This is a genomic window from Pseudomonas tritici (assembly GCF_014268275.3).
GTDB lineage: Bacteria > Pseudomonadota > Gammaproteobacteria > Pseudomonadales > Pseudomonadaceae > Aquipseudomonas > Aquipseudomonas tritici.
Window position 1 is genome coordinate 3,592,391 of sequence record NZ_CP077084.1, and the last position, 24,342, is coordinate 3,616,732.

Here is a 24,342-nt window from a genome sequence, read left to right on the forward strand (position 1 = left end):
TGGCTCAATCGTTTTCATACCGCCGCGCCCCCCGCAAAATGCGGTGACGTGCCGAAATACTCGATCAACAGTTCGGTGAGGCCCCGAATCTTCTGTGCGGGATGCTGGCCTGCCGGGCGGACCATGTAGGCACCCGCCGGGGGTGGTGGATACCCCGTCATGATCGGCACAAGTGCACCGCTGGCCACGCATCAGGGCTTGATGGGCGATGAGCTCCTGCGGCTTCTTAGGTGAACCGTGAGCCTTGATATAACCCGGACTCGCAACCAGCTTGTCGTTGATCGGACCGATGCATCTTGCGATCAGGTTGGAATCCTGAAGGTAGCCGACCCGTATCGCACAGTCGTAACCCTCTGTGATGAGATCAACAAAGCGATCGCTGTAGCCGGTCTGGATATGCAGCTGCGGGTGTCGTCGGGCCATTTCCGCCAGCACGGGTGCGAAATGTGGCGCCGGCCTCTGTGAGCGCCGCACCGCGAGTAGACCGAGCCAGCAACTGCACGCCAAGTTCTGCTTCCAGCCGAGCCAACCTGCGGCTGACGATTGACTTGGACACGCCAAGCCTAAACGCCCCCCGCATCGGCAACCTCTACGAAGGTCTGAAGCTCTTCAATATCCAAATCAGTGTTCCCCATTTTGCGACACAGCTAACCACCGCACGCTATGATCGCTGAACGTGGAGGTTTCATCTTCCCGCAAATCACCGATGTGTTTCCCGGCCAAGAGGTCATTGACCGGACGTTCATCAACACTTGGGAAGACCCGGTAGTCGTGGATGCGGTAAAAGCCACCGGCCGCAAGCAACTAGTCATCGCTGGCCTGTGGACGGAAATATGCGTCGCACTGACAGAGGTGCTCCAGCAGCATGCCGCCGGCAGCGGCATTGCGTATCTGTGGGAACAGCAGTTGCTCAACACACCAGTGCCAGCCATCGAAGGGTAATTTGAGCGGGGATGAAGAGACGCGGGCACGATACCGTGTCAAAAGGCTGCTTCATCCCCCCTCGTAATAATGTCGTCAGCCTTTCTGTAGCCGCTTAAGCACCTGATCAAACGTCTCGCGCCACGCCTGTATTGCGCCGTTATCCCTGAGTACCTCCAACCCCGCCGCCGTAAACGTCCCTGGCGTCGCAATGGCGCTACCCAACGCTTGCAGGCTGGCCTGCGGCTGGTGCCGGGCGCTGGCCAGGCAGTCTTGCATGTTGCCCATCACAAGCTGCGCAGCCTGCTCTTTCGACAAGCCCTTATCGGTAAACCATTGCTGCAAATCGCTCAGGAAGAAGTAGAACCAACCATTCATGCAAGCCGCCACGGTGGCCAGTTCGAACGCCGCTTCGTCGAGCACTATCAACGAACCCAGCGTGCCCAGTAGCGTCTCATAAGGCTCACTGCCTGGCGTGATCACCACCATGGACTGGTTGATCTGGGCCGCATAGGACAGCATTGCGCGCACGGGGCGCGCCTGTGGGAAGCAGCGTTGCAACTCGCTGTGCTTCAAACCGGCCACTAACGACACCAGCGTTTGCTGGGGTTTGAGCTGTATTTCATTGGACAGTTGCTCGACCACCTCCGGGCGCACACCGAGGAATAACAGGTCTGACTCATCAACGACCTGTTGATTGTCGGCCATCACCTCACACGCGCACTGACGGCTGAGTTGCTGTGCACGTTCGTGATTGCGCGGAGAAAGCAGCACCCGCCCGGCAAACCCGCCACGGCGAAGCCCGATCACAACCTTCTCCGTCAGCTCACCCACACCCAGGATTCCAATCTTCAGCACTGTGTTTCCTCCCTTATCTCAAGCCGATAATGGCGCGGTTTCGAAGCATCATAGGCACATTTGGCGACCCCGGTTTCGCCCTGAGTAACTACTCAAGCAAGATTCATGAAGGTGTACGAGTACGTTACACTCGCTGCCTTAAACATCAGCCATGGAGGCAAGCATGAGTGTTCGCGGTCAAGATCGGCAAATCGACAACATCGAGTTCAATGTGGGCGACATTGCCCGCAGCAAAGCGTTCTACGCCAGCGCGTTTGGCTGGACATTCGTCGACTACGGCCCTACCTACACTGAGTTCAGCGATGGCCGCCTTACCGGTGGCTTCACCACGGGTGAGCCGGTTCGACCAGGTGGTCCTTTAATCATTTTGTACACCGACGACCTCGATGCCGCGCAGCAGCGGCTCAAAGCCCTGGGCGCTGTAATTACCCGCGCGACATTTTCGTTCCCCGGTGGAAGCAGGTTCCATTTCACCGACCCTGATGGTTACGAACTGGCAGTGTGGAGTGTTCAACCGTAAACCTGCGCAGTCCCCTCGCAGATGCCCCATTTCTTGATTAGCCCAGGTGTTGTCAATGCGCAAACTTACCCTACCGTTTTTGCTCCTGCTTCTGGGCCTGCACGGTTGTGCCGAAATGCCCGCGTACTCGAACGTCGAGTCCGGCGATATCAACGACGAGTCTCTCTACACCGTCGTCGAAACCGACACCTATGCGGGCAGGCCTCAACGTAGCCTCCTTGACGGCCAAGCGGACCTGAACATCATCCGGATTAACGACAAAAAAGTGGGGGACATTCCGTTCTCCACTTACTACTACCGGAATGACTCCCCTCAGCGCGCCGTACTGACTCCCGGCGCGTACAAGATCCAGTTGGAGTACCACCTGCCCCGCCACTTCATGTTTACGGAGTTGGCGTTTGAGGGGAAGCCCGGCCAAAAGATAATCGCCCGCTCCCAGTACATTGGGCTCAATCGCCTGAAGATATGGCTGGAGGATGCGGCGACGGGGGAAGTCGTCAGTAAGGGTGTGCGCTATTAGGGGGCACCCGCTAGCCTTCGCTTATGCCTGGGGCTGTAGGGTGCCCAATACAATAAGCCCTCTATATTCCACGAGCTGGCCATTGAGTCCGAGTTGAGAGCGTATGGGTTTTCGTACACGGGCCGGACGTTGGTAATCGCACCCTCCAACGCGCTTGTGATTTACAAGCGTCACCGCTGAATAAGCCTAATGAAAGGGAAGTCACCTGATGTTCGAACGTAGCAAGCTGGTTCCAGAGTTAATGGTCACGGACCTGGAAAGCAGCCTGGCCTTTTGGGTGTCCTGCCTGGGATTTGAAGTGGTTTACCAACGCCCAGAAGACGGGTTCGCTTACCTCGACCTGAACGGTGCGCAAGTCATGCTTGAGCAGGCCGCCCCGGATGCAGGCCAATGGCTGACTGCTCCGTTGAGTAAGCCGTTTGGAAGAGGCATCAACCTGCAGATTGACGTTGTGGCTGTGGCCCCCATCATCCAGAAATTGGGTCAGGCTGGATTTCCACTCTTTCGAGCATGCAAAGACACCTGGTATCGGGCGAACAACGTAGAAGTCGGCCAGCGCGAATTCATCGTCCAGGATCCCGATGGCTATCTTGTAAGGTTGGTCGAGCGCTTGGGTGAACGGCCGGCGGGTTCAGCTTGAAGCAGGCAAAGGCGAACGTCCGCTCAGCAGCACATGTCAGGTGGGCGAATAAGCACCCTTCATAGTATGGTTGCGGCCACCAACCATCACAGGAATGAAGGTTACCCATGCGTTTACTCTTTCCTCTGGCCGTCAGCTTGACCCTGATCGGCTGCGCCACCACCAAAACCGACGTCCGCAACGAAGCACAAATCAGCCAATATGACCCGGCCAACTCAGCCCGCGTCCGCCTGATCACGGGTGACACCACCAACGCGGGCTTCCTCAGTGGCCAGACCTGCGAGAAGTTTTACAACGAGTCCCTGCTGACCAAAACGCCTGAAGAAGCCGGATGGCAAAAAGCGCATGTCGACTCGGCGGGCCTTTACCCTTTCAGAGCGACCGACAGCCAGAACAGCGTGATTGGCATGCCCGCCAGCAAGGCGAGCAAAGCCATCAACCAATCGCCCAAGGTATTTGACGAGCATGTCATCCCGGCGGGTAAACCCTTCATTGCCGGGTTCGCCATGGGCGGCTCACAAATGTCCTGCTTTCCCGCGCCCGTCACGCTCATCCCCGAGCCTGGTAAGGACTATGAAATGGAACTTCAGATGCTGAAAATCAGCACGTTCAAGGCCGGTTGCGTGATTGCCGTGCGCCAACTCTCGGCGCAGGGCAATACCACCGTTGAAACACCGCTGAGACCGCAGGTGTGTGCCAAGACACCGTCGGGTTGGTACACCGTCAATCCAGCGCCTTTGCCTTGAAATGCCAGAGCAGGACGGAATAGTCGGCCTGCTTATCGGGTAGCTCACTGACCTCGAAACCAGCGTGTATTCATGGAGGAAAAAATGCGGATTTACATCACAGGTGCGTCGTGTGCGGGCGTGACGACTTTGGGTCAGAACCTCGCCACGCGGCTTGATGTAAGGCAGGTCGATGTCGATGATTATTACTGGATGCCCACAGACCCTCCTTACACAACCAAGCGGCCTCCCGCTGATCGCGTGTCATTGATGCAGCAAGCACTCGGTGACGGCGATTGGGTGTTGAGCGGTTCATGCATGGGCTGGGGCGATGCGCTGATCGCTGATGCGGAGCTGATTGTCTTCGTTGTCACACCAACACCCGTTCGCCTTGAACGGCTGGCGGCACGTGAGAAAGAGCACTTTGGCGGCCGGATAGCGCCAGGTGGTGACATGCATCAGATACATGAGGCCTTTCGGGAATGGGCTTCGCAGTATGATGACCCGAACTTTTCAGGACGCAACCGAGCGTGGCACGAGGCGTGGTTATCCCGGCAGACGGCCCCGGTCTTACGGGTTGACGGGATGAGCAGTGCTGAACAGATGGCAGAGGATGTCGTGCAGGCGGTGTCGCGCATGTCGCCGTAGCTGAACACTCGGAATCCGTTAACCCACATTGCCCCATCCACCGTTGGGACTTTTCAAACAAGCTTTCTGTGAGAGCTGATTCTACTGAATGGAAACGGGAGCACTCGGGATGCAATTTCAGCCCGCAACTACGGATATCCCTTTAGTTACTCTTGTTGGAACTCAACCCAGTGATTTCGAAACACTTGTGGCTATTCGGATTGAAGCCATGCGTGAAAGCCTTGTGCGCATTGGTCGCTTCGATCCCGTGCGGGCCCGAGAGCGTTTTCGCGAAGGCTTTTCCTCCGAGTCCACTCGCTACATCGAAGTTTCCGGCGAGCGAGTAGGTTTCGTCGTCGTCAAGCCGCTTATCGACGGATTACTGCTTGATCATTTGTACATCAAGCCGAGCGCACAAGGCGCGGGCATAGGTTCGGTTGTCCTTAGTCAAATCTTCGTGGAAGCGGAGGCCGCAGGAATGGCAGTGCGGGTAGGGGCTCTCAGAGAAAGCGAGTCAAATCGCTTTTACACGCGTCATGGCTTCCAGTTTGTCGAAAGTACCGAGTTCGACAACTATTATGTTCGTCACCCTGCCCAAGGCAACTCGGCAGCCGAGACCTGATCCAGGCCCAGCTGACCTGATGGATGGCGTCGGTCAACGTTTGCGTGCCGAGGTTTCAACTACCGAAGAGACACCGGCAAGCCAGAGCTAAGTTGATCCGCGCGCGTTGGCGTCATCGCAGACTCAACGCGCGCATTGTCCAACTGCCCCCTGCCCCCTTATCCTCACACCTCCCCGCCCACGCGATCCCGGAGCTGCCATGGACCTCGCCACCCTCGCCCTTTTCCTCCCCGCCTGCTTCGCCTTGAACATGGCGCCCGGCCCGAACAACCTGCTGTCTGTGAGCAACGCCACGCGCTACGGCTACCGCACCTCGTGCCTGGCGGGTATTGGCCGGCTGCTGGCCTTCGCCGGCATGATCGCCCTCGCATCGGCCGGTTTGGCAGTGGTGCTGCAAACGTCGGAGTTGTTGTTTTATGGGATCAAGATTCTGGGGGCGGCGTATCTGTTTTATCTGGCGTATCAGTTGTGGCGGGCGAATCCCGAGGCAGAGGCTGAGTCGACTACTGCTAGTGTGGGATTGTGGGCGTTGGCGCGTCAGGAGTTTTTAGTGGCGGCGGGCAATCCGAAAGCCATCTTGATCTTCACCGCGTTCCTGCCGCAATTCGTCGTGCCCGGCGAGCCGATCACTCCACAATTCGCTCTACTGGGCGTGATGTTCCTGGTGCTGGAATGGATCGCCATCAGTGCCTACGCCTATATGGGCCTGCATATGCGGCGCTGGTTTGCGGAGCCTCGGGGCAAGCGTATGTTTAATCGATGCTGCGCGGGGTTGCTGTCAGCGGCGGCGACGGTGTTGTTGATGGCGCGCAGGGCTTAACTAACGTTATACAGTCAAGGAGACACGTAATGAAAACCATGGTGGTTGGCGCAAGCAAAGGGTTGGGAAAAGCCCTGATCGAGGGGCTCGGCGAGGCTGGGGATACATTGCTGGGCGTGTCCCGCAGCCGTCCCGAGCACCTGGACCACAAGGCTGGCGTTGAGGTGAAGTGGATCGAGGCTAACCTCGCCAAACCCGCTCAGGCAGCGCAAGTCATTGCAGAAACGATCTTAGAAAGTGGTTTGGACACGCTGATCTACAACCTGGGCATCTGGGAAGAATTTGCCTTCGACCCGACCTACAACTTCCTGGCCGACGACGATGACCAGATCGAAGCCATCGTCACCTGCAACATCACGTCTACCCTGCTGCTGATCAAGCGACTGTTGCCAGTGCTACTCAAAAGCCCCAACCCCAGGATCATCCTGACCGGCTCCACTTCCGGCCTGCCGCAAAGTGGCCGTCCGGAAGTGGCTTTTGGGGCCTCCAAGTTTGCCTTGCGCGGGATTGCCGATGCACTGCGTGAAGGCTATCGCCAGCAGCGCTTGGCGGTTACGTGTCTGAACCTGGGGTACCTGAATACGCAAGACCCTTTGAGTACGCCGCGTGCGCAGGCCGAGCAGCGTGATGAAGGCCACTCGATCCCCGTGCACGACGTGGTGCAGGTGGTGCGCATGGCGTTAAGCCTGTCGTCGGCCAGCTTCGTCAAGGAAATCACCTTGCCGGCAATTCTGGACGGGCGCTTTTAACAGAGGAGAACGCCGTATGCGCCGAGATGAACTCGCCGCCTTTTACCAGGGCTATATCGACTGTTTGAACCGCCAGGACTGGGACCGCCTGGATCACTTCGTGCACCCGGACGTGACCTACAACGCCAAGGTAGTCGGCCTCGCCGGCTACCGCGCCATGCTGGAGCGGGACTTTCGCGAGATACCTGACCTGGTGTTTCGTATCCAATTGCTGGTCGCCGACCCGCCTACTGTTGCCAGCCGCCTGAATTTCAATGTTACCCCCCGAGGCGAGTTTTTCGGGCTGCCGATCAATGGGCGTAAGGTGAGCTTCGACGAGAATGTGTTCTATGAGGTGGTGGACGGTAAATTTGCCCACGTGTGGTCGGTAATCGACAAGGGAGCCATCGAACAGCAACTGGCCGTCTAGACTCCACACACCGATTTTCTGTGGAGACCGACCATGAACCGCAAAAATACCCTTTGCCTCTGGTACGACGGCACCGCCCTTCATCGCCGCGATTGAAGCGGCGGTGGCCGCAGGTTAAGGCAGCACCTCAAGCATCGCCTTGGCAGCCAGCGCGTGGACTGTGCGGGTGGGGTGCCACTCGTCCCAGTAATAATGGGCATCGGGGTTGGTGCACACCGGTTTCACTTCCGGGTAAGTGGCTTGGCACGGTGTGTCCAGGTCCTTGAAGCCATTGGCGGCGGGATTGGCGCGCAGTTTGTCGCTGAAGGCCAAGTGGTCGAAATAGCTGACCTTTGCCACGCCGACCTGCGCCAGCGCAGCCGGGAGTTTTTGCGCCAGCAACTGCTGGTATTTCTTCGCATTATCGACCTGGTTGCCCTGCACCACGGCGGGCACATGGCTGAGGTCTGTGGTGCCCACCACCATTACGTGCCTGGCGCCCGCCGCTACCAATTGCTCGGTAGCGCTGCGAATGTTGGCCAGGCTGGATTCGCTCAGTGCTTCAATGGTTTCAGGATGGGAGAAATCGGCCCATTCGAAAAAGTCATTGGCCGAGATGAAGATGAAATACAGCGCCTTGGGGTCGGCTTTGTGCGACTTGACGGCCTGCAAGTGCTCGGCGACTTGGCCCAGAACGCCCGTATCCTGGGACGGCATCATCCACGTGTAGTAGTTGCCGTGGCCACTTTTGGCCCCCCCTACCGCGTAGTCGGTCAGGGGTATTTTCAGTGCGTCGGCCAAGCCTTCGACGGCGGTCGGGCCATTGCTCCAGCGTCCCTTCCAATACAGCGGGCCTGGCAGCGCTTGGGCATCCTTGACCTGTTGCGTCGCGAGTCGCGTGGTGAGCGCTTCGCCCGCGCCATTGTCGGAATAGCTGTCGCCGAAGGCATACAGATGATCGTAGCTCGAGGCGCCTAAGGCGGTCGAGGCAGACAGGGTCAGCAGAGCAGCCAGGCACGCGCGTCGAATCATCGAAGTTCTCCCAGAATGTCTGGATAGACTAGCGCCCCGCTGCAAACGCAGTAAAACGATTGCGACCCGCACATATCCGGCGGCGGCCATGCAAGCGCTGTACAGATGCCGTTTGGCTCGTTAGGCTTTCACCTTGTAACATCCGGCTACAGATTCAGCTCTCCCCGCCGTCACCCTTAAACCCGAATGGACTCAACGAGGCTCTCGTGCGCTTTATCACTCCTCTTTTGCTGATCGGTGGCATCGCCACCCTGGCCGGTTGTGCCAACCAGAAAACCCAAGTCGACCGCATGTTCGCCGACACCCTCGCCCAGCCCCTGGTTGAAAACAGCATCGTGCGCGAAGGCGACCTGCTCAGCTTCGAGCTGCTGATGCCGGACGGCCCGAGTAGTCTGCGGCGCACCATGCAATTCGAGGCAGCCTGTTCATCGCCGCAACTGCATTTGCTGTACCTGGACGGCTCGCAACGTGTCTACCCCGCCAGTGCCGGCCGCTACAGCGCGGCGCGCAAATTATCGCCGCAATTGCGCGCGACCTTGGCCGCCAACCAGACATTCGTGCGCGCCTGTGCCGAAACGCCGAAGCCAGACTGGCGCCTGGTGCAGGCCAACGAGCATGACAACCAGGTATTGATCGACGCCAACAGCATCAAGACCGTGAATGGCGAAACACGCTTCTGGGCCGCCTTCGACGAACCGGCGGTGCTCAACGATATGCCCTACAACGCCCCCTATGCGCAGAAACGCGAGCACTTTGCGGTGTCTTGCACGGACGGTACCTACAAGGCGCTGGCTGGCTACGACATGGACGCCGACAACCGCGTCAGTGATGGCCGCGTCGACAGTTTCCCCACGCCACAGAAAATCGCCGGTAGCGATGCCGACTATGTGCTGTTATTCAATAAGGTGTGCGTCACCCCGCAGAAGATTGCCGCGCTGCCGGCGTTCAAACCACGGCTGAAGGCGCCGGTGACCATTGCACTGACCTCGGTACAACCTCAGGTGCTGGCCGCAATCACGCAGTTGAACCTGGACAAGCCCGCCCGTGCCTTCAAATACGTGCACATGACCGGCACGTCGACACTCAAGGGCGAGACCACCAACAGCCAGAGTGCGGACTTCATCAGCCAAGATGCGGCAAGCGGGCAACTGGCCATCGCCACTCGCGGGCAAGGCTATGAAAGCCACACAGTGAGCTGGCGCAACCTCATCCCCCTGGTGGCGAAAAGCACCTTCAGTTCCTCAGGCATGGCAGAAAGCGAGACGCTGACGCAGCTGAGCTTCACCGGCAACTGGAAATCCCTGCCGGTGGGCGACACCGTGATTTATCAAACAACGCGCTCCAGCCTCAACAGCCTCATTGGCAGCCGCACCAAAGTCCAGATTACCCGCTGCGTAGTTGAACGCGAACTGCAAGCCAGCGAGCTCAACCCTGGCCTGCTCGGGACGGCCAAGGCCCTTAAGTGCAGCTTCGACAATGATGAATACAACCGGGTGAACCACCTGTACTACCTGACCGACTACGCTTACTTCTACGAGTCGAGCACGGACAAGAACGCGTTCTACTACTCCGACACGCGTATCGATAAATTCGAATAAACGCCGTTGACACACTCTGCAATATTCCATAAAGATGGAGGCCTTATTCAGGGTGTGTCAGCCAATGTCCGCAATGTCCTCCGTTAACCTTTCCGCCATTGGCCCAATTGCCAAGGCGCAAGGTTGCGTGGCGCACGTCCTCAAATCGAAGAAACAGTCGCTCATGTGACCGGGGCGCGCTGTCCCGTCAGATGAGCTGACAGGACATTGAGCGCGACGGTCTTCCTCCCTTGCACAATTCCCTCTGCCCTTCTGACGGTGACTCAAGCGGTCAATCATCAGGAGAAAGTGCATGTCATCGTTTCAAGGTATCTGGGTCCCCGTGGTCACGCCGTTCCATGACGGTGCCATCGACTTTATCGGCCTGCGCCGGCTGGTCAGCCACCTGCTGGAAAAGCACGTGGCCGGGATCATGGTATGCACCACCACCGGGGAAGCCGCATCGCTGAGCCGCCAGGAACAACTCGCGGTGCTGGATGCGGTGTTGCAGTTGGTCCCGGCGCACCGCGTGGTGATGGGCCTCGCGGGCAACAACCAGATTGAATTGCTGCACTTCCAGCGTGAAATCCTGCAACGCCCGGTCGCCGGTTTGCTGGTGCCGGCGCCGAGTTACATCCGCCCGTCCCAGGCCGGCCTAGTGGCCTTCTTCCACTCAGTGGCCGATGCGTCCAGCGTGCCGATCATTCTGTATGACATTCCCTATCGCACCGGCGCAACCTTCGAGCAGGCCACCTTGCTGACTATCGTCACCCACCCGCGGATCTTGGCGATCAAGGACTGCGGCGGCAACCTGGGCAATACCCTGGCGCTGCTGGCCAGCGCTGAGGTGGATGTGTTGTGTGGGGAAGATGTGCAGATGTTCAACGCGCTGTGCCTCGGCGCGACCGGGGCGATTGCGGCCTCGGCACATATAAGGACGGCAGAGTTTGTAGCGTTGTGGCAGCAGGTGCGAGACAACCAACTGGCCGAGGCGCGGACGACGTTTTTCCAGTTGCTGCCATTGATCAACTCGATGTTCATGGAGCCCAATCCGGCGCCAGTGAAGGCCGCACTGGCGCTGGAGGGGTTGATCGGCCGCGAGCTGCGGGCACCTATGCAGCGAGCCAGCGACTCGGTTGTTACCCGGCTGAAGCAATTGTAGGAATGCTCTGACAGAGGCGCTCAGCGGCTATCCGATCGCTTTAGACAGCAGTTACTAATCGTTATATTTTTCCAGGGTGATTGCTCGCTATCAGACTGGCGACAGACCTGATCGGCGCGTAAGGTCGGCTGCACTTTGCGCCGCTTGGGGGGGGACTCGATGAAATCACTGCATTTACTGATGCTGCTCAGCCTGGTCGGTTGCACCGCCCACTCAGCCGTACTGCCCTCACCTGCGCCGTCGAGTTTCGAACAATACCGCCAACAAACGCTGGTGGACCTTGAGCGTGACCGACGTTTCCAAAACCCAGACCACAGGCTGGAACTGGACTGGAATGCGCCGCGCGAATGGGTCTCGCAAACGCCCAATGGCCACGGCGTGCTACTGGTGCACGGTTTGGGCGACTCACCGGGGTCCTTCAGCGACATTGGCGCGCAACTGGCGTCGCGGGGCTACCGCGTGCGCACGCTGCTGCTGCCAGGACATGGCACGCAACCGTCGGACATGCTCGACGTTAACATCGAGGATTGGCGCAGGACGGTGGCACAACACGTGGCGCTGCTGCGTCAGGAGGTGGATCAAGTCTATCTCGGCGGTTTCTCCACGGGCGCCAATCTGGTGTTGGAGTACGCTATTGAAGATCCGAGCATTGCCGGGCTGCTGATGTTTTCGCCCGCGTTCAAGGCACGCAATCGTTACATTTGGCTGTCGTCCTGGTTGGCCCACATCAAACCCTGGCTGCGCGACCCTGCCGGCCCTCGCCAGCAACAAACACCGCTGCGCTACCAGAACATCCCCACCAATGGCTTTGCCCAGTTCTACCAGACCAGCAAGTCAGTACGCGACAAACTGAAAGACCGGCCGTTTGATCGGCCCGTACTGATCGTCAGCGCGGCCCATGACTCGGTGATAGACGTCGGTTTTGTAAAGCAAACCTTCGCCGAGCGTTTCACCCACCCGGCTTCGCGAATGATCTGGTACGGCGACCCCAACAGCGCACAACCAATGCCGCGGGTCCTGGTACGCAATGACCACTTGCCCGCAGAGCGGATCAGCCAGTTCTCCCATATGGGGGTGTTGTTCGCCCCCACCAATCCCCTCTACGGGCCCAGCGGCAGCCAGCCTGTTTGCTTGAATGGCCAGACCGATGAGGACTTTGCGCGTTGTCGCGCAGGCGACCCCGTTTGGTATTCGGATTGGGGTTATCGCGAGCCGGGCAAAGTGCATGCGCGGCTGACATTCAATCCGTACTTCGGTTGGCAGGCCAAGGTTATGGATCAAGTGATGCAAGCGTCTTCAACGTCGTTATCGCATCGACAAAACCCGCCCTGACGGCCAATGCGCCAAAAAAAGATAAACAGCGGACCACCCGGTTGCGAGCGCTGCGATCCAGGCCTATGGTCCAAGGCATGCTTTGCACTTTGCTGTCCCACCTACGCCCACTCGCACCGGTGACGCCATGCCCAGCCCTTCCCGCCCCGCCGTCCTCGAGCTTATCGGCAACACGCCGCTGGTTCGGATCAGCCGGTTCGACACCGGTCCCTGCACGCTGTTTCTCAAACTTGAATCGCAAAACCCCGGGGGTTCCATCAAGGACCGTATCGGCCTGGCCATGATCGATGCCGCCGAACGCGACGGCCGTCTGCGCCCTGGCGGCACGATCATCGAAGCCACCGCCGGCAACACCGGGCTGGGCCTGGCACTGGTCGGCCGGGCCAAGGGCTACCGGGTGGTGCTGGTGGTGCCTGACAAGATGTCCACGGAAAAAGTGCTGCACCTCAAGGCCATGGGCGCCGAGGTGCATATCACCCGTTCCGACGTGGGCAAGGGCCATCCCGAGTATTACCAGGACATGGCCGCGCGCCTGGCAGAGGACATTCCCGATTCGTTCTTCGCCGACCAGTTCAACAACCCGGCCAATCCCCTGGCCCACGAGACCAGCACCGCGCCGGAGATCTGGGCCCAGACCCAGCATGATCTGGACGCGATTGTGGTGGGCGTCGGCTCGGCCGGCACGCTCACCGGCCTGACGCGGTTCTTCAAACGCGTGCAGCCCGAACTGGCCATGGTGCTCGCCGACCCTGTCGGTTCGGTGATGGCCGAATACAGCCGCAGCGGCAGGTTGGACACACCGGGCTCCTGGGCGGTGGAAGGCATTGGCGAGGACTTCATCCCCTCGATTGCCGACCTGTCCAGCGTGCGCCACGCCTATTCCATCAGCGATGAAGAAAGCTTCGACCACGCCCGGCAGTTGCTCAAGGCCGAGGGCATCCTTGGCGGTTCATCCACCGGCACCCTGCTCGCCGCCGCCCTGCGTTACTGCCGCGAACAGACCGAGCCCAAGCGTGTGGTGACCTTTGTGTGCGACACGGGCACACGCTACCTGTCGAAGGTCTACAACGACCAATGGATGACCGACGCAGGCCTGCTGCACTACAAACACTACGGCGACCTGCGTGACCTGATCGCGCGGCGCTTCGAAGACGGCCGCGTGATCAGCGTGAGCCCCGACGACACCCTGCTCACCGCCTTCCAGCGCATGCGCCTGGCTGACGTGTCCCAACTGCCGGTGCTGGTGGACGGCAAGCAATTGGTGGGCGTGATCGATGAATCCGACATCCTGCTGGGCCTGCATCAGGACGCCACGCACTTCTCCATGATCGTCTCCAGCGCCATGACAGACACCCTGCAAACCCTGGCCCCCAGCGCCAGCCTGGCGCAATTGCAGGCGGAACTGGATCGCGGCCTGGTCGCCATTATTGCCGACGCCTCGGGCTTCCACGGCCTGATCACCCGCGTCGACCTGCTCAACCACTTACGGAGGTCCCTGGCATGAGTCAGTCTGATAAAAGCGCATTTGCCACGCGAGTGATCCACGCCGGGCAATCTCCCGACCCGACCACGGGCGCGCTGATGCCGCCGATCTACGCCAATTCCACCTACCTGCAAGACAGCCCCGGCGTGCACAAGGGCTTCGACTACGGCCGCTCCCATAACCCGACACGGTTTGCCCTAGAGCGCTGCGTGGCGGACCTGGAAGGTGGCAGCCAGGCATTCGCTTTTGCGTCCGGGCTGGCGGCGATCTCGACGGTGCTGGAATTATTGGATGCCGGCGCCCATATCGTGTCCGGCAATGACCTGTACGGCGGCACTTTCCGTCTGTTCGACAAGGTGCGCCAACGCAGCGCCGGGCACCGCTTCAGCTTTGTCGACCTGAGTGATTTGTCGGCGTTTGAGGCCAGCTTGCAGGACGACACGCGCATGGTCTGGGTCGAGACCCCCAGCAACCCCCTGCTGAGCCTCACCGACCTCAGCGCGATCGCGCGCATCTGCCGCGATCGCGGCATCATCTGCGTGGCCGACAACACCTTCGCCAGCCCATGGATCCAGCGCCCGCTGGAGCTGGGCTTTGATGTGGTGGTGCATTCCACCACCAAATACCTCAACGGCCACTCCGATGTCATTGGCGGCATTGCCATTGTCGGCGACAACCCTGAGCTGGCTGAACGCCTGGGCTTCCTGCAGAACTCGGTTGGCGCCATCGCTGGCCCCTTCGATGCCTTCCTGACGCTGCGCGGCGTGAAAACCCTGGCACTGCGCATGGAGCGCCATTGCAGCAACGCCTTGGACCTGGCCACTTGGCTGGAGCAGCAACCGCACGTTTCGCGGGTGTACTACCCGGGCCTGGCGTCCCATCCGCAGCATGAGCTGGCACGAAAACAGATGCGTGGGTTTGGCGGGATGATTTCGATTGACCTGAACAGCGACTTGGCCGGCGCTACGCGCTTCCTGGAAAACGTCAAGATCTTCGCCCTGGCTGAAAGCCTCGGCGGCGTGGAAAGCTTGATCGAACACCCGGCGATCATGACCCATGCGAGCATTCCGGCCGCCACGCGGGCGCAGTTGGGAATTGGCGATGGGTTGGTGCGGTTGTCGGTGGGCGTTGAGGATGTAGAGGACCTGCGCGCGGATTTGGCGCAGGCCCTGGCACACATCTAACATCCGACATCGATCCCCTGTGGGATCAGCGTCAGGCTGAGGTGATGTTGGCGCGCGCCGAATGCAGCTTCTTGTAACTCTCAATCAAGCGCTGATGCCGCTCCAACCCCTCCAGCTTCATACTGGTCGGCGTCAGGCCATAGAACCGCACATCGCCCTTCACCGAACCAATCACCGCGTCCATCCGCTCATTGCCAAACATGCGGCGGAAGTTGGCTTCGTAATCCGCCAGTTCCAGGTCGTCGTCCAGTTCCATCTCCAGCACCGCATTCATCGCTTGATAGAACAGGCCACGCTCAGCGGTATTGTCGTTGTACTGCAGGAACATCTCCACGCACTCTTTGGCTTCCTCGTGTTGCTGCAAGGCGAGGAAGATCAGCAATTTCAACTCCAGAATGGTCAACTGACCCCAGGCGGTGTTGTCGTCGAACTCAATACCGATAAGGGTGGTGATATCGGTGTAGTCGTCCAGCTCGCTTTCGATCAGACGCTCGACCAACGCTTGCAGCTCTTCCTCATTGAGGCTGTGCAGGTTGAGGATATCCGCGCGGAAAAACAGCGCCTTATTGGTGTTGTCCCAGATCAGGTCATCCACCGGGTAGATTTCCGAGTAGTCCGGCACCAGGATGCGGCACGCGGTGGCGCCGAGGTGTTCGTACACCGCCATGTAGGATTCTTTGCCCATGCCTTCAAGGATGCCGAACAGCGTCGCGGCTTCCTGGGCATTCGAGTCTTCGCCTTCGCCGGAGAAATCCCACTCAACGAACTCGTAGTCCAACTGGGCACTGAAGAAACGCCACGACACCACGCCGCTGGAGTCGATGAAGTGCTCGACGAAGTTGTTCGGCTCGGTCACCGCCTGGCCTTCAAAGGTCGGCTGCGGCAGATCATTCAAACCCTCGAAACTGCGGCCTTGCAGCAGTTCGGTGAGGCTGCGCTCCAGCGCCACTTCCAGGCTCGGGTGCGCGCCGAAGGAGGCGAAGACGCCGCCGGTGCGTGGGTTCATCAGGGTCACGCACATCACCGGGAATTCACCGCCCAACGAGGCGTCTTTTACCAATACCGGAAAGCCCTGGGCTTCCAGGCCTTGAATACCGGCCAGGATGCCAGGGTATTTGGCCAGGACCTCGGCCGGTACGTCCGGCAAGGCGAACTCACCTTCGATGATTTCACGCTTCACTGCACGCTCGAAAATCTCCGACAGGCATTGCACCTGGGCTTCGGCCAGGGTGTTGCCCGCACTCATACCGTTGCTGAGGTAAAGGTTTTCGATCAGGTTGGAAGGGAAGTACACCACCTCCCCGTCGGACTGGCGCACGAATGGCAGCGAAACAATCCCGCGCGCTTCGTTGCCGGAGTTGGTGTCGAACAGGTGCGAACCACGCAGTTCGCCATCGCGGTTGTAAACCTTGAGGCAGTAAGCGTCGAGGATTTCGCTTGGCAGTGCGTCCTTGGGACCTGGCTGGAACCAACGCTCATCCGGGTAATGCACGAAGGCTGCATTCGCCAGTTCTTCGCCCCAGAACTGGTCGTTGTAGAAGAAGTTGCAGTTGAGCCGTTCGATGAACTCGCCCAGTGCCGACGCCAAGGCGCCCTCTTTGGTCGCGCCCTTGCCGTTGGTGAAGCACATCGGCGAGTGTGCATCGCGGATATGCAGCGACCAGACGTTGGGCACGATATTGCGCCACGAAGCGATTTCGATCTTCATGCCCAAGCCGGCGAGAATGCCGGACATGTTGGCGATGGTCTGTTCCAGTGGCAGGTCTTTGCCGGCAATGTAGGTACCGCCCTCGGCCGTAGAACCTGGCATCAACAACGCCTGGGCATCAGCGTCCAGGTTTTCGACTTCTTCGATGACGAACTCAGGCCCGGCCTGCACCACTTTTTTAACCGTGCAGCGGTCGATGGAGCGCAGGATGCCCTGGCGGTCCTTGTCGGAGATATCCGCCGGCAACTCAACCTGGATCTTGAAGATCTGGTTGTAGCGGTTTTCCGGGTCGACAATGTTGTTCTGCGACAGGCGAATATTGTCCGTGGGGATATTGCGTGTTTCGCAGTACAGCTTCACGAAGTACGCCGCGCACAACGCCGACGACGCCAGGAAGTAATCGAACGGCCCCGGTGCCGAGCCATCGCCTTTGTAGCGAATGGGCTGGTCGGCAATCACCGTGAAGTCATCGAACTTGGCTTCAAGCCGGAGGTTGTCGAGAAAGTTGACCTTGATTTCCATGGGGGCACACCAGAATAACGGCTAAACAAAAATGGCCGCCATTATGAGGGGTTTCATCCGCAAATTTCAGGCTTTTGACCAGTGGCTGGCGAATTAGCCAATGTGCATTAACCTTTTAGCAGTTGGCGCCGATGGACTGAGGGCAACCAGGGAGTAGTCTGAATGCGCAATAACCAGCCTGTAACACAACGCGAGATTTCCCTCGCGCCGCAACAAAAACTCATCTCCGCCACGGATGTCCGCGGTGTCATCACTTACTGCAACGACGCCTTTGTCGAGATCAGCGGCTTTGAACGCGCCGACCTGATCGGCGCGCCGCAGAACATCGTACGTCACCCTGATGTGCCCCCCGCCGTTTTTGCGCACATGTGGAGCGCGCTCAAACAAGGCCAGCCGTGGATGGGCATCGTCAAGAATCGCTCGAAAAATGGTGACCACTATTGGGTCAACGCTTATGTCACGGCGATTTTTGAAGGCAATAAGGTTGTCGGTTTCGAGTCAGTGCGGGTCAAGCCCAGCGCCGACGAAATCCGCCGGGCCCAGGCCCTGTATCAGCGTATCAGCCGGGGCAAACCGGGCGTGCCACGCCAGGACGCCTGGCTGCCGGCCGCCGTCAGCAGCGTGCCTTACGTGGCGACCGGACTGGCTGGCAGCCTCGCTGGATTATTCCTCAGTGCACCGCTGGCTATCGCGGTGGCCGTCGCCGTCGCTGTGCCGGTCGGTATGCTTTGCTCACGCTGGCGCCAAGGCAGCACCTTGCGCCTGTTGCAAGGTGTCGAACCCTCGACGTCGGATGCGTTGATCGCGCAAATGTACAGCGACGCCCGGGGTCCACAGGCACGCTTGGAAACAGCGTTCCTCAGCCAGAGCGCGCGCCTGAAAACCTGCCTCACCCGCCTGCAGGACAGCGCTGAACAACTGAGTGCCCTGGCCGGGCAATCCGATCAGCTGGCCTCTGCCAGCTCCAAGGGCCTGGACCGCCAGCGTGTCGAAACCGAACAAGTTTCCGCCGCCGTCAACCAGATGGCCGCGACCACTCAGGAAGTCGCCAGCCACGTACAGCGCACTGCGGATGCCACCCAGCAAGCCAACGTGCTGACCGGGCGCGGTCGTGAGGTGGCGCGGGATACCCGTGAAGCCATCGAACGCCTGTCCGCTGTCGTCGCCGAGACTGGCGTCACCGTGGCGCAATTGGCTCGGGACAGCGACGAAATCGGCAGTGTGGTGGATGTGATCAAAGGCATTGCCGACCAGACCAACCTGCTGGCGCTCAACGCGGCTATCGAAGCGGCCCGCGCGGGTGAAATGGGCCGCGGCTTTGCCGTAGTCGCCGACGAAGTGCGCCAACTGGCGCAACGCACCTCCCAATCCACCACCCAGATCCACGGGCTGATTACCCAGTTGCAGGCGTCCTCCAACAACGCCGTGAACAGCATGGCAAACGGTCAACGCCAAGCGCAGGAAGGCGTCGCCTGGGTGCTCGAAGCTGACCAGGCCCTGGTAGGCATCAGCGAAGCGGTGTCCCATATCACCGACATGACCACCCAGATCGCCGCCGCCACCGAAGAACAGAGCGCGGTCGCCGAGGAGATCAGCCGCAACATCACCACCATCGCCGAACTGGCTGACCAGACCTCGATACAAGCCCATCAATCCACTGACCTGAGCAAGGAGCTGACAAGTACCGCATCCACCCAATATGCGTTGGTTGAGCGGTTTAATCGCTGATCCTCTGTTAACGGTGGCAAGCCCGCTTGCTGTGGCGAGCGGGCTTGCCACAGCAAAACCAAAAACCGGTGCCTTTATGGGGTAACCCTGTTTGGGTTAACGCCTGCCTCCCCCCCGTCATGAAGCCCTCCCATGTCCATCACGGATAACCCCCTCGCCTTCACCTTCGCTGCCACGCTGCTCACACTCACGCCCGGCCTCGACACCGCACTGGTGTCGCCGGCCAGGAGACAGACTCAGCGATGCACAGCGCCCCACAAGGATCTGCCGAGGCTGTCGGCCGGGCAGTCCCTGGTTTGCGGCAGCACGCCAATCACCGGCGGCGGGCTCAGAAGTCCGCAACCTTACCCCAGGACGAGGACTGGAAGCGGTCCGGGTGATACGGTCGCGGATCAACAATGGGCGCTGCGCCGCTGACGATATCGGCTATCAAGTGGCCTGCGCCTGGACCAATACCAAATCCATGCCCACTGAACCCGGCTGCCAGCACCAGCCCCGGAAGGCTAGGCATTTCGCCAATGCAGGGAACGCCGTCAGGGGTGCTGTCCACATAACCGGCCCAGGCGGCATTGACCTTTGTGCCCTTCAAAGCAGGAACCAGCTCCACCGCTCGCTTGTAGGTCAGTGCAACCGCAGAGGCATCCGCTTTCGGATCGAGAATTCGCATCTTTTCCATCGGCGTCGGCTGGTCCAGGCGCCAGCGTTTCCAGCTTTCATGGCCCGAGCGAATGCCCTCCAGTCCGCCAGGTGCAAGGTTGCGCCATCTGCGCTGAAACATCGGCAGAAACTGCGCAGCGAAACCAAGCAGTTGCGGTGTGACGTCGACACGCCCTCTACCACTGATCGCTAGCGTGTAGCTGCCATCGGCGCGTCGCGTCATGGAGGCGCCGGCCGTGTGAAGCGCACTGGGTATTTCCTGAGAAGGCGCGCTTACCGATAGCACAGTCTGCCGAATGGTGGCCTGGGGAAAACGAATGCCATATTGGCGACAGAAGGAGGACGCCCAGGCACCCGCGGCGAGCACCGCGAGCTTGGTACGGATGGTGCCTTTTTCGGTAACCACCGCAGACAATCGACCCGCCTCGGTCTCGACTCCACGGACGGCGCAGCCCTGATGCACCGTGCTGCCCAGGCTCATGATCGCGCGAGCAACCGCCGGCGCAGCGCGGGAAGGATCAGCAATGCCGTCAGTGGGCGCAAACACCCCGCCTTTCCACTGTTTGCAGGTTGCCTTGCCGCGCTCAGCAGCCTGTTGCGCAGAGAGCATATGAGTCTCGACGTTGACGGTGCGGGCAAATTCACCCCAGCGTGCCCAGCCCTCAAGCTCCTTTTCGTTGTTGCTGAGGTAGAGCAGGCCGCAGCGGGTAAACCCCGTGTCTTCACCCGTTTGCGCGCTGAACTGCCCCCACAACTCCAGGCTTTTAGTCGCCATCGGCAACTCGCGCGCATCGCGATTTTGCTGACGACACCAACCCCAGTTACGACTCGATTGCTCGGCACCTATCCTGCCCTTCTCGACCAGGGCTACCTTGAAGCCGCGCTTGGCCAGGTAATAGGCGGTAAACGCGCCGATGATGCCGCCGCCAATCACAACCACATCAGCCTCCGTCGGCAGTTCGGGTGTGGTTTTTATGGAAACTAAGGGAGCTGGCATGTTTGAAGTACCCGTTGGCGTCGGTAGCCGTTTACGCTGCATACATTGTTCAAATCGGGTTAGCCTCAACCCGGCGGGTGGATTTTTTCTCCAGGCGCGCTCAGGACTAAAGCCCTACCAGCCCAGGCAACCCACCAATGTCCGAAATCTGATGGTAACCAAAGGCGGCATGCGCGGACTGCTCATGACCACGGGCGACAAACGCTTTGTGCTTGATCTTCATGTCGTGGGCCGACATCAGGTCATAACGGAAGCTTGACGACACGTGCAGCACATCCTCCGGCCCGCAGTTGAGGTTGTCGAGCATGAACTCAAACGCCGCCAAACGCGGTTTATAAGCCTGGGCCTGCTGCGCGGTGAAGACCTTGTTGAAGGGTGCGCCGAGCTTGTCGACGTTGGACATGATTTGCTCGTCCATCGCATTGGAGAAGATCACCAGTGGAATTTTGCCGGCGATTTTTGCCAGGCCCGCGGGCACATCCGCGTGCGGGCCCCAGGTCGGTACGGCATCGTAGTACAGCTGCCCTTCGTCGCGGTATTCGATCCCCCATCGCTTGCACGTGCGCGCCAGGGCGGTCTTGAGAATCACGTCATACGGCAGCCAGTCGCCCATCACTTGGTCCAGGCGGTAAGCGGCGTAATCCTTGACGAATTGATCCATGCGCTCAGCGGGAACACGGTCGGCGAACAGCTCGCGCGTCAAGGCTGCCGTCTTGAAATTGGTCAAGGTGCCGTAGCAGTCGAAGGTGATGTATTTGGGGCGAAGAAAGCTCATGAATGCGGTCCTTAATGAGGGATGAAGTCATAGCGGGGCAGGCAGTTCGACGCATGGGGCATCGCTCGTCATGGGGTTATTACATCACCACGAGGCCATGCATAAACGGTTAAAAGCATGGGCTACCTGCAACAAACTACCGTTTACTTGGCCTGGCCCGGCAGACTTTGCCAGCGCGACAGGCCAGGGTTTCACAACGCAGCAAACGCCTTTTCCAGCGCATCCAGCAGTCGACCCGCTTCCTTTGGCGTCCAGATGAGTGGCGGGCGAATTTTCAGGATGCTCGCATCCGGTCCCGTGGCGGAAATCAGCACCCGCTGCTCACGTAAATGGTTAACCAGGCGCAGCGCCGTTTTCATGTCAGGCGCTTTCGAGCTCCGGTCCGTAACCAATTCAACAGCGAAGTACAGGCCGGTGCCGCGCACATCGCCGATCGGCTCATAGCGCTGGGCCAGGTCTTTCAGACCGGCCATGATCAGCCCTCCCACACGGTTGGCGTTGGCCATGAGCTGCTCTTCGCGAATGACGTCGAGCGTTGCCTGCGCTGCGGCAATCGCCACGCTATTACCGCCGAAGGTGTTGAAATAACGCATGTCGCGCCCGAAACTCGCAACGACTTCCGGGCGTACCATCAAGCCCGCCACGGGGTAACCGTTGCCCATGGGTTTGCCCATGGTGATGATGTCCGGCACGACGCCATGCCGCTGATGGCCCCAGAAGTGCGTACCGCTGCGCCCAAAGCCGGACTGAACTTCATCGGCAATGAACAAGCCTCCGGCTTTACGCACGACCTCGGCAATCGGGCCGAACACGTCGACCGGGTCACAAAACACGCCATCGGAGGAGAACAGGCAGTCGGCGATAAAGGCCGCGACACCACCGCCATGGCGCTGGATATCCTGAATCTGCGCACTGACCTGGTCCGCCATATAGCGCCCCAGCGCTTCACGCGGAATACGGTAGGAGTCTGGCGCAGGGACCTGCCGAACAAACGGATCAAGTTTGGCGTTAGCCCCCAGCGAGGGTGAAAACGCCGCCACGGTGGCAGAGTTTCCGTGATACGCCTCGGCGGTCACGATGACGCCGGTGTTACCGGTGTGATGGCGCGCAATGCGGATTGCCAGGTCGTTGGCTTCCGAGCCACTGCACGTGAACATCAACTGCCCGTCAGCGCCCATCTCGCCATCCGCAGTCGCACGCAGCTGTTCGGCATAATCGAGAATGCCGTCCTGCATATAGCGGGTGTGGCTGCACAGGGTACTCAATTGCTCGGTGATCGCCGCGATGACGCGAGGATGGCAGTGCCCCACCGACACGACATTGTTGTAGGCATCCAGATACTCATTGCCGTCCTTGTCATACAGGTAAGCGCCTTTCGCACGGGCCACGCCCACGGGTTCGTTATAGAACAACCGATAGGCCGGGCCTAACAGATTGGCGCGCCGCTCGATATGCTCGCGCGTCGTGACGTCCAGCCTCTCGATATTGGCCGGATTGAACCCGTTTGGCATATCACCACGGGTAGCCTCGATTTTTGAATTGCTCATTTGAATCCCCTTTAGCAAGGAAGCATTAATCGGCGAAGGACATCAGGAGTTCTGACATTTGCGCGGGTGATCGGTTAAGCATCCAGTCGAGCTGGCCCCAGCCGGGCGCAGCATTCCTCAAGATGTACGCGCTGTTGTGCGGGAACAATTGCGAGCGCCAGGTCGTAATCAAGGCGCGGGCGGTCAAGCGCGCCATTGCGAGGTGCGGGATGAGGGCCAGCTCTGCGCCGGTGAGGTCGGCGATGCGAAGGTAGCCCCGCAGGAGATCTTTTGCCGGGGCAAAAATATCCACCGAGTCATCGGCGCCTACCGTGCCTAACTGGTTCATCATGGCCGTGGCGACATCAATGGCGATGGCGGTCTTGACCGTGTCGCCAAAATCAATGACGCCGCTGACAAACTGCTTGCTGCGCGTATCAATCACAATGTTTGAAGTGTTGAAGTCGTTGTGCAGCACTTGCTGCCGACATCCGGCGATCAAGCCCTCAACCGCAGAAAACCGTTCAAGCGCCGTTTCCAATTGCTGGCGGCGCAGCGGCTCAGCCACACAGTTGATCAGGGGCTCGAGTGTGCTCAGGTGCTGAACATCCCAGCACACCTTGCGCGACTCTGCCGGGTGGGAGAAATCGGCAGTGGCCAGCCTGAGACGGGCAAGCAATTGGCCGATATGCTCGCGCCCTAGCGGTTTCACCGAGGTTTTGTCGAGCGGCGTGCCTGCCAGGAAACTCATGAGCCGCACCTGCCTTGAATCGCCATTGCGCGTGGTAATGCGTGTCAGGTACTCACCCTCCAGCGATTGATAAACCCTGGGGGTCGGAAGCTGCGGCGCCTTGCGCTCAATGTGCCGCATCACTTCGACCTGCAGCGAGAGTTCCAGCGGAACCTCCCGCGGGTTGGCGATTTTCAGCACATAAGACGTGCCGCCCTGGCAGTCGCACCGAAACGTATCGTCCTTTTCCGTCGCGAACCGGGTGAGGTCCGCACTTAAGCCAAACTGCTCGCGCAGGATCCGTGTGCCTTCCTCCAGGGAGACCGGGGTAAAAGGCGCCGCCAAATCACCCTGCAAGCTTGCGAGGTCCTCACTGTGCAGATCGTTCTGAATCACTTGCATCGCTGAACTCCTGGCCCTGGACATGCGATGCCGGCGCACGTCTTTGATGCCCGAATATTGTGCTACAATTTTTTATATTGAAAGAGATTAAGCCTAATTTTTTTCGAGATATACGGGTTAACTTTCAAAAAAATATA

Annotated in this window: 23 protein-coding genes and 2 pseudogenes; 17 read left to right on the forward strand and 8 right to left on the reverse strand. The window is 59.5% G+C overall.

Going from position 1 to position 24,342, the window contains the following annotated elements; genetic code table 11:
• Positions 1-14: 14 nt before the first annotated feature.
• Positions 15-620 (reverse strand): annotated as a pseudogene (locus tag HU722_RS16085) (LysR family transcriptional regulator).
• A 43-nt stretch (positions 621-663) separates the two neighbouring features.
• On the opposite strand from HU722_RS16085, the gene HU722_RS16090 reads away from it, so the two are divergent.
• Complete coding sequence (locus tag HU722_RS16090) at positions 664-942, forward strand: isochorismatase family protein (RefSeq protein WP_065872933.1); 279 nt, start codon at positions 664-666, stop codon at positions 940-942.
• Positions 943-1,017: 75 nt separating this feature from the next.
• Here HU722_RS16090 and HU722_RS16095 read toward each other — a convergent pair whose 3' ends face one another.
• Complete coding sequence (locus HU722_RS16095; RefSeq protein ID WP_065890916.1) at positions 1,018-1,779, reverse strand: pyrroline-5-carboxylate reductase family protein; 762 nt, start codon at positions 1,777-1,779, stop codon at positions 1,018-1,020.
• A 163-nt stretch (positions 1,780-1,942) separates the two neighbouring features.
• Between HU722_RS16095 and HU722_RS16100 the strand changes: the two genes are divergently transcribed.
• From HU722_RS16100 to HU722_RS16140, 9 genes are all read left to right on the forward strand, one after another.
• A complete protein-coding gene (locus tag HU722_RS16100; protein WP_065872931.1) occupies positions 1,943-2,299 on the forward strand; it encodes a VOC family protein in 357 nt (118 codons plus the stop codon).
• A gap of 55 nt (positions 2,300-2,354) precedes the next feature.
• Positions 2,355-2,819: a hypothetical protein gene (locus HU722_RS16105; protein ID WP_065872930.1), complete on the forward strand. Its 465-nt coding sequence runs from the start codon at positions 2,355-2,357 to the stop codon at positions 2,817-2,819.
• 208 nt (positions 2,820-3,027) lie between these two features.
• Complete coding sequence (locus tag HU722_RS16110; protein WP_065890915.1) at positions 3,028-3,459, forward strand: bleomycin resistance protein; 432 nt, start codon at positions 3,028-3,030, stop codon at positions 3,457-3,459.
• 137 nt (positions 3,460-3,596) lie between these two features.
• Positions 3,597-4,205 carry a hypothetical protein gene (locus tag HU722_RS16115; protein ID WP_225930631.1) on the forward strand — a complete coding sequence of 203 codons (609 nt, stop codon included), beginning with the start codon at positions 3,597-3,599 and terminating at the stop codon, positions 4,203-4,205.
• Positions 4,206-4,289: 84 nt separating this feature from the next.
• Complete coding sequence (locus tag HU722_RS16120) at positions 4,290-4,832, forward strand: ATP-binding protein (RefSeq protein ID WP_065880607.1); 543 nt, start codon at positions 4,290-4,292, stop codon at positions 4,830-4,832.
• Between the two features lie 109 nt (positions 4,833-4,941).
• Positions 4,942-5,433 carry a GNAT family N-acetyltransferase gene (locus HU722_RS16125; RefSeq protein ID WP_065890913.1) on the forward strand — a complete coding sequence of 164 codons (492 nt, stop codon included), beginning with the start codon at positions 4,942-4,944 and terminating at the stop codon, positions 5,431-5,433.
• Between the two features lie 199 nt (positions 5,434-5,632).
• Positions 5,633-6,253 (forward strand): LysE family translocator, encoded by a 621-nt coding sequence (locus tag HU722_RS16130; protein WP_065872925.1) that lies wholly within the window; start codon positions 5,633-5,635, stop codon positions 6,251-6,253.
• A 29-nt stretch (positions 6,254-6,282) separates the two neighbouring features.
• Positions 6,283-7,002 carry an SDR family NAD(P)-dependent oxidoreductase gene (locus tag HU722_RS16135; protein WP_065890912.1) on the forward strand — a complete coding sequence of 240 codons (720 nt, stop codon included), beginning with the start codon at positions 6,283-6,285 and terminating at the stop codon, positions 7,000-7,002.
• Between the two features lie 16 nt (positions 7,003-7,018).
• Positions 7,019-7,411 (forward strand): ester cyclase, encoded by a 393-nt coding sequence (locus HU722_RS16140; protein WP_065872923.1) that lies wholly within the window; start codon positions 7,019-7,021, stop codon positions 7,409-7,411.
• 114 nt (positions 7,412-7,525) lie between these two features.
• On the opposite strand, the gene HU722_RS16145 is transcribed toward HU722_RS16140, so the two are convergent.
• The gene (locus HU722_RS16145; protein ID WP_065890911.1) at positions 7,526-8,422 is read right to left on the reverse strand and encodes an SGNH/GDSL hydrolase family protein; all 897 of its coding nucleotides are present in this window, start codon (positions 8,420-8,422) and stop codon (positions 7,526-7,528) included.
• Between the two features lie 206 nt (positions 8,423-8,628).
• Here HU722_RS16145 and HU722_RS16150 point away from each other — a divergent pair, with 206 nt between their 5' ends.
• The 5 genes from HU722_RS16150 to HU722_RS16170 all read left to right on the forward strand — a co-directional run bounded on the left by HU722_RS16150 (position 8,629) and on the right by HU722_RS16170 (position 15,160).
• Positions 8,629-10,020: a hypothetical protein gene (locus HU722_RS16150; protein ID WP_065890910.1), complete on the forward strand. Its 1,392-nt coding sequence runs from the start codon at positions 8,629-8,631 to the stop codon at positions 10,018-10,020.
• 292 nt (positions 10,021-10,312) lie between these two features.
• A complete protein-coding gene (gene dapA / locus HU722_RS16155; RefSeq protein WP_065880611.1) occupies positions 10,313-11,161 on the forward strand; it encodes a 4-hydroxy-tetrahydrodipicolinate synthase in 849 nt (282 codons plus the stop codon).
• 159 nt (positions 11,162-11,320) lie between these two features.
• Positions 11,321-12,493 carry an alpha/beta hydrolase gene (locus HU722_RS16160; RefSeq protein ID WP_083213979.1) on the forward strand — a complete coding sequence of 391 codons (1,173 nt, stop codon included), beginning with the start codon at positions 11,321-11,323 and terminating at the stop codon, positions 12,491-12,493.
• A 127-nt stretch (positions 12,494-12,620) separates the two neighbouring features.
• Positions 12,621-13,997: a pyridoxal-phosphate dependent enzyme gene (locus tag HU722_RS16165; RefSeq protein WP_065872918.1), complete on the forward strand. Its 1,377-nt coding sequence runs from the start codon at positions 12,621-12,623 to the stop codon at positions 13,995-13,997.
• Entirely contained in the window at positions 13,994-15,160 is a 1,167-nt protein-coding gene (locus tag HU722_RS16170) for a cystathionine gamma-synthase (RefSeq protein ID WP_065890908.1), read from the forward strand. Before HU722_RS16165 ends, HU722_RS16170 begins: the two co-directional genes overlap by 4 nt.
• A gap of 31 nt (positions 15,161-15,191) precedes the next feature.
• Here the strand turns inward: HU722_RS16170 and HU722_RS16175 are convergent, their stop codons facing one another.
• Positions 15,192-17,390: an OsmC domain/YcaO domain-containing protein gene (locus HU722_RS16175; RefSeq protein ID WP_065890907.1), complete on the reverse strand. Its 2,199-nt coding sequence runs from the start codon at positions 17,388-17,390 to the stop codon at positions 15,192-15,194.
• 162 nt (positions 17,391-17,552) lie between these two features.
• Here HU722_RS16175 and HU722_RS29290 point away from each other — a divergent pair.
• Positions 17,553-17,828 (forward strand): annotated as a pseudogene (locus tag HU722_RS29290) (PAS domain-containing protein); the annotation flags it as partial.
• Positions 17,829-18,083: 255 nt separating this feature from the next.
• Complete coding sequence (locus HU722_RS16180) at positions 18,084-19,118, forward strand: methyl-accepting chemotaxis protein (protein ID WP_437182538.1); 1,035 nt, start codon at positions 18,084-18,086, stop codon at positions 19,116-19,118.
• Between the two features lie 328 nt (positions 19,119-19,446).
• Here HU722_RS16180 and HU722_RS16190 read toward each other — a convergent pair whose 3' ends face one another.
• From HU722_RS16190 to HU722_RS16205, 4 genes are all read right to left on the reverse strand, one after another.
• On the reverse strand, positions 19,447-20,772 hold the full coding sequence (locus HU722_RS16190; protein WP_065891037.1) for an NAD(P)/FAD-dependent oxidoreductase: 1,326 nt from the start codon (positions 20,770-20,772) through the stop codon (positions 19,447-19,449).
• Positions 20,773-20,878: 106 nt separating this feature from the next.
• Positions 20,879-21,547, reverse strand: coding sequence for a haloacid dehalogenase type II (locus HU722_RS16195; protein WP_065890905.1), 669 nt, complete (start codon positions 21,545-21,547; stop codon positions 20,879-20,881).
• Between the two features lie 191 nt (positions 21,548-21,738).
• Positions 21,739-23,094, reverse strand: coding sequence for an aspartate aminotransferase family protein (locus HU722_RS16200; RefSeq protein WP_065890904.1), 1,356 nt, complete (start codon positions 23,092-23,094; stop codon positions 21,739-21,741).
• Positions 23,095-23,119: 25 nt separating this feature from the next.
• Complete coding sequence (locus HU722_RS16205; protein WP_065872912.1) at positions 23,120-24,205, reverse strand: phosphotransferase; 1,086 nt, start codon at positions 24,203-24,205, stop codon at positions 23,120-23,122.
• Between the last annotated feature and the right edge of the window lie 137 nt (positions 24,206-24,342).